This window comes from Streptomyces sp. NPDC006450 (assembly GCF_040612195.1).
GTDB lineage: Bacteria > Actinomycetota > Actinomycetes > Streptomycetales > Streptomycetaceae > Streptomyces.
The window spans coordinates 1-8327 of the sequence record NZ_JBEXPT010000185.1 but is presented as its reverse complement, the minus strand read 5'-3'; the positions used below and the strand labels follow the sequence as shown (position 1 = coordinate 8327).

Annotated in this window: 10 protein-coding genes and 1 pseudogene; 8 read left to right on the top strand and 3 right to left on the bottom strand. The window is 72.1% G+C overall.

The window, feature by feature from the left end:
- The 4 genes and pseudogenes from ABZY57_RS30940 to ABZY57_RS30925 all read left to right on the top strand — a co-directional run.
- A pseudogene (locus ABZY57_RS30940) lies at positions 1–371 on the top strand (hypothetical protein); the annotation flags it as partial.
- Positions 368–1174, top strand: a complete 807-nt coding sequence (locus tag ABZY57_RS30935) for an NAD(P)-dependent oxidoreductase (RefSeq protein WP_356517570.1) — start codon at positions 368–370, stop codon at positions 1172–1174. The pseudogene ABZY57_RS30940 and the gene ABZY57_RS30935, both read left to right, overlap by 4 nt.
- Before the next feature lie 286 nt (positions 1175–1460).
- Positions 1461–1760 carry a transglycosylase family protein gene (locus ABZY57_RS30930; RefSeq protein ID WP_356517568.1) on the top strand — a complete coding sequence of 100 codons (300 nt, stop codon included), beginning with the start codon at positions 1461–1463 and terminating at the stop codon, positions 1758–1760.
- 738 nt (positions 1761–2498) lie between these two features.
- Positions 2499–2810 carry a hypothetical protein gene (locus tag ABZY57_RS30925; RefSeq protein WP_356517566.1) on the top strand — a complete coding sequence of 104 codons (312 nt, stop codon included), beginning with the start codon at positions 2499–2501 and terminating at the stop codon, positions 2808–2810.
- 153 nt (positions 2811–2963) lie between these two features.
- On the opposite strand, the gene ABZY57_RS30920 is transcribed toward ABZY57_RS30925, so the two are convergent.
- Both ABZY57_RS30920 and ABZY57_RS30915 read right to left on the bottom strand, forming a co-directional pair.
- Entirely contained in the window at positions 2964–3617 is a 654-nt protein-coding gene (locus tag ABZY57_RS30920; protein WP_356517564.1) for a sortase, read from the bottom strand.
- A gap of 113 nt (positions 3618–3730) precedes the next feature.
- Positions 3731–4135 (bottom strand): DUF5133 domain-containing protein, encoded by a 405-nt coding sequence (locus ABZY57_RS30915; protein ID WP_356517562.1) that lies wholly within the window; start codon positions 4133–4135, stop codon positions 3731–3733.
- Positions 4136–4452: 317 nt separating this feature from the next.
- On the opposite strand from ABZY57_RS30915, the gene ABZY57_RS30910 reads away from it, so the two are divergent.
- The 4 genes from ABZY57_RS30910 to ABZY57_RS30895 all read left to right on the top strand — a co-directional run bounded on the left by ABZY57_RS30910 (position 4453) and on the right by ABZY57_RS30895 (position 6683).
- A complete protein-coding gene (locus ABZY57_RS30910) occupies positions 4453–5322 on the top strand; it encodes an AraC family transcriptional regulator (protein WP_356517560.1) in 870 nt (289 codons plus the stop codon).
- 308 nt (positions 5323–5630) lie between these two features.
- Complete coding sequence (locus tag ABZY57_RS30905) at positions 5631–5813, top strand: hypothetical protein (RefSeq protein ID WP_356517558.1); 183 nt, start codon at positions 5631–5633, stop codon at positions 5811–5813.
- A gap of 9 nt (positions 5814–5822) precedes the next feature.
- Complete coding sequence (locus ABZY57_RS30900) at positions 5823–6251, top strand: hypothetical protein (RefSeq protein ID WP_356517556.1); 429 nt, start codon at positions 5823–5825, stop codon at positions 6249–6251.
- A 39-nt stretch (positions 6252–6290) separates the two neighbouring features.
- On the top strand, positions 6291–6683 hold the full coding sequence (locus tag ABZY57_RS30895) for a hypothetical protein (protein WP_356517554.1): 393 nt from the start codon (positions 6291–6293) through the stop codon (positions 6681–6683).
- 239 nt (positions 6684–6922) lie between these two features.
- Here ABZY57_RS30895 and ABZY57_RS30890 read toward each other — a convergent pair whose 3' ends face one another.
- The gene (locus ABZY57_RS30890) at positions 6923–7477 is read right to left on the bottom strand and encodes a YbaK/EbsC family protein (RefSeq protein WP_356517552.1); all 555 of its coding nucleotides are present in this window, start codon (positions 7475–7477) and stop codon (positions 6923–6925) included.
- Positions 7478–8327: the final 850 nt, after the last annotated feature.

The window sequence follows — 8327 nt, the reverse complement described above, 5'->3', positions numbered from 1 at the left end:
GTGTCCCGGACGCCGCTGCGGCGACCCCGCGCGGGGCGGAGCCGACCCCGCACGCCCCCCCCGCCCCGCGGGCGCCGGGCCCGGCGCCCGGGCTCACCGCACGCGCCGGCACACAGGTGGACGCCCTCCTCGTGCCGTGCTGGCCCACCGGACCGGAGAGCGCCGAACTCGTATGGCAGGCGGCCGAGTCGGGGCTGCCCGTCAACGCGTACGTCACCGCCCAGCCCCCCACCGACCCGGCCGCGCTGCCGGCCCACGTACGGCGGCTGCGCGCCGCCGGAGCGACCCGGCTCAGCCTCTACCACCTCGGCCTGCTCTCGAGGGAACGACTGCCGCTGCTCGCGGCCCTGGCGAAGGAGTTCCGCGCATGACCCGTCCCCGCACCATCCTGCTGACCGGCGCCGCGGGCGGTGTCGCCACCCTGCTGCGCCCGCTCCTGCCCGCCTACGGCTACACGCTGCGACTCGCGGACATCGTGCCGGTCGACGGGGCGGGGGGACCGCACTGCCTCACCTTCGACCTGCGGGACACCGACGCCGTACGGGAGGCGGTACGCGGAGTGGACGCCGTCGTGCACCTCGGCGGGATCTCCCTGGAAGACAGCTTCGAGGCCGTCCTCGACGCCAACATCCGCGGCACCTACCACCTCTACGAGGCGGTACGGGCGGAAGGCGTACGCCGCGTTGTCTTCGCCAGCAGCAATCACGTCGAGGGATTCGTCCCGCTCACCGGCGACCCCCTCCCGGCCGGTGCGGAGTTGCCGGTCCGCCCGGACACCTACTACGGGCTTTCCAAGGCGTTCGGAGAGGGCCTGGCCTCCCTGTACGCGGACAAGTACGGCGTGGAAACGGTCTCGGTACGCATCGGCTCGTGCTTCGAACGTCCCCGCACGGTGCGGATGCTGTCGACCTGGCTGAGCCCGGCCGACTGCGCCCGGCTGGTCCACGCCGCCCTGACCGCTCCCGGCGTCGGCCACACCGTGGTCCACGGGATCAGCGCCAACACCCGTGCCTGGTGGAACCTCGATACTGCCCGCGCCCTGGGCTACGTGCCGCAGGACGACGCGGAGTCGTACGCGGCGGAGCTGCTGGCCGAGCACGGCGAACTCGACCCCGGCCACGTGGACGCGCGCTTCGTGGGCGGGCACTTCACGCAGGTCAGGCGCGTTCCGTGACCCTTCGGCGGGCCGCGGGCGCACGCCGGTCCGGCCATCCGCGTCACCGTTCGGGGAGGTCCGTAGAGCGTCCGTTCGGGTGGAGTCGTCCCTTCTCCGACGGTAAGTGCCGCTGAAAGCAGGCCGGTCCGTGCTGTGCTGTGGCCACGGCCGGAAGGCGGTCGTACGCGGGCCCGCCCGCTGTTCGCGGCAGGTCCGCTCCAACAGCGAAGGAGGACTGATGTCACGCCATCGGAAGGACGCGAGAAGTCAGAGCAGGAGTCGTCAACTGCTGCTATCCGCAGTCATGTTGACAGTCATCTCCCTACTGGATGTCTCCGGGGCACACGCCGCCGCGGTCCACTCCAAACCGAACCCCAACTGGGATGCCATCGCCCGATGTGAATCCAGCGGGAATTGGCGGGCGAACACCGGCAACGGCCATTACGGCGGGCTGCAGTTCACCCAGTCGAGCTGGAAGGCGGCCGGAGGCCGCAAGTACGCGCCGCGCGCCGACCTCGCCACGAAGGCGGAGCAGATCGCCACGGCGCGTAGACTCGCCAAGATCCAGGGCATGGGGGCCTGGACCTGCGCACGCCGTACCTGAGGGGCGTTGCGGGCGCTGATGTTCCGGGGGCCGGGGTCAGTGCTTGCCCCGAAGGCGCTTGAGCAGTCCGCGGGCCTGATCCCGCTTACGGGGGTCGGAAGCCGCACGCCGTACCGATGCGATCGTCCGCTGCCCCTGCGAACTACGGCTGAACTGCCTTATCTTGGCGAAGAGTCCGGACACGATCCCTCCCTCTGTGGTCCATCGTGACGTTGTGCCGTGTGCCCCGCGCATCGCGTCCCAAACGGTCGGGGCTCGCACTTCGGCTGCCGCCACGTCCGCTGCCGCTTCCGCCGACCTGAGTACGCCTGCTCATGCCGGCCCGCACCGGGCCGGAGTCATGGGCCATCCGGGCGTGCGGACGGGAGGCGGAGGCACGGGCAGGTCTCCACGGTGCACCGCCTCAGCGGCAACCAGGAGATCATCGCGGGCGTGCAGGCCTTCCTGCGCCCCCTGCGCTCGCCGGAGGTGGCTCACCCGGGCGGCCCGGCCGACGGAGCCCGGGCCTCCCAGGCCGTCCGCGGCGGGCCGCCCGTGCGGGCCGGCGCGGCGCCCCGGGCACGGACGGGTCCTCGCGCGCCGGCGGTACGAGGTGTACGGGGACACGGACGGGGCACGGTCAGGGTTCGTACGCTTGGGGCGTCCTCCACGGTGTGACCGGGACGTGGTGGGCCGGGCGGGACCCACTCGCAACGCCCGGGCCCCGCCGCCGAGAGGGAAGCAGGGGACAGAACCACGATGACCGAGGACGCAGCGAACGAGCCGCACACCCCTTCCGACGCGGAGCGCGCGGCACGCGCCCACGTGCGGGAGCAGGCCACCGGCCTCACCCACCACGACACCGAGTCGGCGCTCGAAGCCGCGGAGGCTGCTGCCGAGGAAGCATCGGGCGCTCTGGAGAACGCCGACGATGCCACCCGCGCCGCCGTCGCGGAATGGCGGCGCATCACGGATCTGCTCTTCGACCACGGTGGCCCGTACTCGCCCGACACCGACGCGTTCGTCCAGGGTCAGCTCGCGGCCCGCGAGGCAGCAACCGAACCCGAGTAGGGCGGTCGAAGGCGCACAGGGACGGTCAGGGACGACAGGGGACGGCCATGCGAGGCGGGGGCAGGCGCCTTCCCTGGCAGAGACTTCGGGCCGGGGCTTCCAGCAGCCCCCACGGCCGCCGCAGTCGGGGTCGATTCGTCGCCCCGACCCCCTTCACTGCTTCTGCGGCTCCGTCGCGGTGAGGACACCGATCTTGTCGAGGCGGTGTTCCGGGTTGTTCTGCGCGTCACGCCAGAAGTTGCCGGCCGCGTTGTCCTCCGGCGTCAGGCAGGTGCTCACGGTGATCATTGCCTGCGTCGGGGCGGTGCCCGGAGATCCGGGGACCGCCGCCCGCTGCGCGTCGATGGAGGCCTGCGACCGGAAGGACGTCGTCCGTGTCGTGGTGATGACGTACTCGTACCGCACTCCGTCGGCGGTCACGAACACGGACGCACCCTTCTCCAGCGAGGGCAGCGACCACAGGGGGCCTCCGGCCGTGATGCGGTGGGCGGTCACGATGTAGTTCCCCACGTCTCCGGGGCCGACCCCTCCCCGGGGCCCGTACGGGCTCGCTGCCACGCCCCGATCTTGGATCAGCGTGCCCGGAGCGTCATCAGGACTGCCTTCGTAGGGGATCACGGCCAGGTCGGACACGCCGATGGCGGGTATCGACAGCACGGCCTCCTGCACACGGGCGACCGCCCGAGGGGGGCCCTGATCCTGATCGGTCGGAGCGGCCACCGCCGGTGCGGCGAGCAAGACGGCGAGGGTGGCGCACACGAGCGCCTTCGGCACGGTGCGGGAGGCGTGGAAGGGGTGCAGGGTCATGACGGAGTCCATGCGGTGTGGCCGGGGTCGCGCCGGGTGCCGCGACCCGTCTTTCCTTCCAGCCTCCCACGGGCCAACAGGACGGGCCAGGTGGCGCTGTCGGCGGACGTCCGTCACGTGACGGGCGCGGCGAGGTGTTCCAGGGCGGCCAGAACCGCCATGTGCACGGTGGGCCGCCCCATGAGAACGCACAGGGTGTACGCGGCGTCGTCCATGGCCCGTCGCTCGGCCGGATCGTCGGGGCGGGCCGCGAGTCGGGCCTGTTGACCGCGCAGCCGGGTCAAGACCTCCTCGGTCCGTGCCCGGGCCGGCATGAGGCCGACGGGATGGCGGCTCGGCACACCGGGGGTGCGCGCCGCTTCCACCGCGCGGCGAACCGCGCGCTCCACGTGGGCCGGTACCCGCTCCCCACGGGTGCCGGCGACCATGGCGGCGGCCAGGCCGTCGGTGGTGCTGTGCGCGAGGTCGGCGGCAGCCGCCAGGATCCGGCGGGCATCGCGGGCCGTGCACGGCGTCATCGCCATCAACATCCCGATGGCCCACGCGGTGATCGGCTCGCCCCGCAGCGCCCGGGCACGTTCGTCGGCCGGAGCGGCAGGGGCGGCAGGGGCGGGTGGGTCCATTGGCCGGGGGGCGGCTGGAGGCATACGGAGGATCCCTTCAATCCAAGGCGGTAGGACGCGGTGGACCGTGTACGGAAGGTATTCCCGTTCCGACAACGGCAGTACCCAGGGCACGCCGACTCCTGACAGCCGGGCGCATGATCGGATCGGATCGCAGCGGTCGGGTCAGGCCGGGGGGTGTTCCGGCAAGGTGGACATCGAGAGGAGGCCGCGTGATCTCGGCACTCAACCAGCTGGTGGATCTCGTCGAGGAGCACCTCGCCGAGGAGCTCGACGTCAACGGATTGGCCGGCGAAACCGGCACGACCGAGTACCACCTGCGACGGATGTTCTCGTCGTTGGCGGGCATGCCGCTGTCGGAGTACGTACGCCGGCGGCGCATGACCGTCGCCGCTGCCGACGTAGTCCGCGGCGAGGACGATCTGCTGAGCATCGCCGTCCGGCACGGGTACGGATCGACCGAGGCGTTCGGGCGCGCGTTCCGTGCGGTCCACGGCGCCGGGCCCCGTGACGTCCGGCGCGACGGAGGCCCCCTCCGCACACAACCACGGCTCAGGATCCGCCTGACCGTCGAAGGGAGCATCCCCATGGACACCCGCCTCGTCGACCGCCCCGCGTTCCAGCTGGTCGGACACGCAGCCCGGGTCCCGCTCATCCACCAGGGCGTCAACCCGCACATCCAGCAGCACATCACCGCACTGCCGCAGACGGAGCACCACCGGCTGAAGACCCTGGGCGACACCGAACCGGCCGGCCTGCTGCAGGTCTGCGACGACCTCGACCCCGACGCCGCGGAGGGGAGCGAACTGACCTACCTGCACGGGGTCGCCGTCTCCCGGGACACGTCTGCGCCCGACGACCTCGACGCCATCGACGTGCCCGCCGGCAGGTGGGCGGTCTTCCGCACCACCGGACCGCATCCCCAAGCACTGCAGACTGCCTGGAGTGCGACGGCGACCGACTGGTTCCCGTCCAACCCCTGGCGCCTGCGGTCGGGCCCCTCGATCGTCGCGGTCCTCGAGCGCGCGGACGACTTCAGCACCGCGACCTGCGAACTGTGGCTGCCTGTCGAACCGGCATGAGGGCGCCCGCCTGCGCCGGCATACGGCAACTCGCTCCGCGACGGATCGCGCTCTTTCGGATTTCGGCCGCCCTTTCGGTTTCGGCCGCGGAGAACGGGCCATAAGCGTGGACATGGGAGTCCGCGGCGGTGAGCGGCGCGAGGCTCCCGAGCGGCCCGAGCCGCGTAGTGGCTCCCCCCGTCACTACGCGGCCGGGACGCCTGCCATGCGCCGGAACCGCCTCCTCCCCAGCCGTCTACGGCTCCGCCGTACGGGTAGGCGCGGGGGACAGGACCGTCGCCCCGGTGGGCCCGATGGGAGGAGAAGCCGTGCAGGACAAGGAGAACGAGCGCCAGGAGCCGGGCAAGGACCGCAAGGAGCATGCGCAGGAGCACCCGGGTCCGGACCCGGTACATCCCGAGGCCAGCAAGCCGGTCGCAGGCAAGAGCCCCGAGGAACTGCGAAGGATGCAGGAGCGGACGATGACCCGGGATCACGACGACGCGAGCTGACGATCGCGGATGCGCACCACAGCGGCACGGGTGATGGGTGCGGCCAGCTTCGGGTACGGCGTGGCGGTCGCCTGCCGGCCCGAGGTGCTGGCCCGCCCGTGCGGCCTGTCAGAGCAGGGTTCCTCCTCGCTCCTGATCCGCGCCCTGGGCGTCCGGGACGCCGTCATCGGAGCGGCCATGGTCGTGCTCCCCGAGGACAGCGGGCTGCGTGCGGCCGTACTGTGCCGGGTCGCGCTCGACACCGGGGACGCCCTTCTCCTCGGCACCCTTCTGCCCCATCGGACCGGGCGCGCCAAGGCGGCCCCGGCCGCGCTGGCCCGGGCGGCCGTGTGCGGCTGGACACTGACCGGGGATGACCGCTCGGCGGAAACGCTCGTGGAGGATGCGATCAACGTCGCGGTACGGGCGGCCCAGTCCGCCACCCGCGCGGATCTCTGACTCGTGTCTGGGAGGACGCGCGCGGGGCAGGTGCGGGGTATGAACGAATCGATTGCGAACGCCGAGAGCAGTTACTACGTCACCGTTCGAGGAGAGCGGTTCACCTGTGGTGCCGTTACGGGTCTGGGCCCCCAGGGCGACCTCGGTCTGCCGGGTCAGGAACTCATGATCGTCCTCGAGGACTGCGTCCTCACCGACGTCCCCGGCGCGCAGGATTGGGCCCTTTCCGCGCACGCCTCCGCCGAGACGAGCCACGTCAAGATCGAGGAGGTGCGGCCCGGGTCGGCGGCCGCCCCGCTCACCACGTGGTACCTCAGTGACGCCAGGCCGGATGAGATCACCGACCACAGTACGACGGCGACCAGTCACGAAACCCGGATCGGCCGGCTCACCCTGCACGCTGCGAAGATCTCTCCCGACTTGGCGCAGTGATCCGGCCCCCGTTGCCCGGCGACGCCGGACGGGGGCCGCCCTTCACCCGGCGAGCGGCCACCCCACCAAGAGCGGCCGCACCGCGTGGATGTGAGCGTTCGTCATGGAAGAACAGGCCATCGGGGTGCGGAGGTTCCTCGCGCTCCCGGGCACGAGATCGCAGAGGCGTGGAGATGCGAGTCCCGACCGGGCCCACGGGACCGGTCGGTGCTCCGCGTGAGGGGTCCTGGACCAGCCCGTCAGATGGCGAGGCCGTCGATCAGTTCGACGCCGGGAAGTTCCGCGAACAGCTTCCCGGGCGCGATGAGTTTCCCGCGGCGGCGCCCGCTGCCGATCAACACGTACGGCATGTCGCGGACCGCCGTGTCCACCAGCAGTGGCCAGTCGCCCGGAAGCCCCAGCGGGGTGATGCCGCCGTACTCCATGCCCGTCAGCTCGACGGCCGTCTCCATCGAGGCGAAGGAGACCTTGCGCGCCCCCAGATGACGGCGGACGGCGCCGTTCACGTCGACCCGGGCGGCGGAGGGGACCAGGCAGGCCGCGAGGGTGGTCCGGCCGCCGCGCTTGGCGGCCACCACCACGCAGTTCGCCGACTGGTCCAGCAGTTCCTGGCCGAAGTGCGCGACGAAGGCGGCGGTGTCGGCGATGGCCGGGTCGGTGTCGACGTAGAGGATCTGTGCGGCGGGTACGTCTCCCCGCCAGTCGCCGACCGCTCGTGCCACGGGTGCGGTGAGCTCGGCGAGGCAATCGGGCGCGGGCACGGCGTTGTCGAACGGCCCGATGGGGGTGCGCATGTCCGCACGCTAGCACCGTGCCCGCAGGCGCCCGCAGGTGCCCGCAACCTCACGGCCATCTGCCGTTCGGCCGCCCAGAAGGACGCGGTCGAGTCCGCCGTCGACGACGTGAAGGGAGCCGTACGAGAACCCGCCCGGCGACACCACCGGCGCCGAGGCCCTCACCGAGCTCACCCCGGACCTGCAGAAGCTCGACGGGGCCGTCACGGACGCCCAGAGCGGCCCTATGTGCAGCTGACCCCCGACTGACCCTGATGCACCGCCGGGCGGGGCGCGATACGGGCGCCCGCCCCGCTACGGCCCGGACGGCGGTGAGACAGGGATCACCCACGGGTGATCCGGGCCGTGCCGGCGGCTTCAGCCTCAGGGCGGGCTGAGCCGTGGCCCGCGCCGCTCAGGGCGTGGATCGGTCTCGGGCAGCAGCCCGAGCATGTCCAGCAGCAACGCCAGCTCGCTCGCGTCGGCGGCCCGTGAGGCGACAAAGCGGCGCGCTGCCGCACGGTCCGTGGTCCCGGCACATGCCAGGAAGGCCGGCTCGTCACAACCAAAGGGATCCTTCACCCGGCCGATCCCACCACGCCCACCCACTCCGTGCATGCCCATTGGTCCGCTTGATCGACCGGCGAGATCCGAAAACCCGGCTTTTCGACCACGGAAGGGACCCGGCGGGGCACGAAGGCGCTCGGCCGATCGGGGGAGGACGCCGCTGGGTCGGACGGCCTAGCCTGGACCGGCAGGAGGGGGAGTCCGCTGCCGGCCGAGTCCGAAGGAAAAGCACCACCATGGGCATCACTCGCAGTTCCGCACGCCGTCTACGGGCGGGATCCGTCCTGGCGGCCGCCGCCGCCCT

Bases quoted from the DNA above. Each gene is read 5' to 3' on its own strand.
- ABZY57_RS30915 (WP_356517562.1), bottom strand. From the start codon at position 4,135: ATGACGCCGTGCACGGCCCGCGATGCCCGCCGGATCCTGGCGGCTGCC.
- ABZY57_RS30895 (WP_356517554.1), top strand. From the start codon at position 6,291: ATGAACGAATCGATTGCGAACGCCGAGAGCAGTTACTACGTCACCGTT.
- ABZY57_RS30890 (WP_356517552.1), bottom strand. From the start codon at position 7,477: ATGCGCACCCCCATCGGGCCGTTCGACAACGCCGTGCCCGCGCCCGAT.
- ABZY57_RS30935 (WP_356517570.1), top strand. From the start codon at position 368: ATGACCCGTCCCCGCACCATCCTGCTGACCGGCGCCGCGGGCGGTGTC.
- ABZY57_RS30920 (WP_356517564.1), bottom strand. From the start codon at position 3,617: ATGACCCTGCACCCCTTCCACGCCTCCCGCACCGTGCCGAAGGCGCTC.
- ABZY57_RS30900 (WP_356517556.1), top strand. From the start codon at position 5,823: ATGCGCACCACAGCGGCACGGGTGATGGGTGCGGCCAGCTTCGGGTAC.
- ABZY57_RS30930 (WP_356517568.1), top strand. From the start codon at position 1,461: ATGTTGACAGTCATCTCCCTACTGGATGTCTCCGGGGCACACGCCGCC.
- ABZY57_RS30925 (WP_356517566.1), top strand. From the start codon at position 2,499: ATGACCGAGGACGCAGCGAACGAGCCGCACACCCCTTCCGACGCGGAG.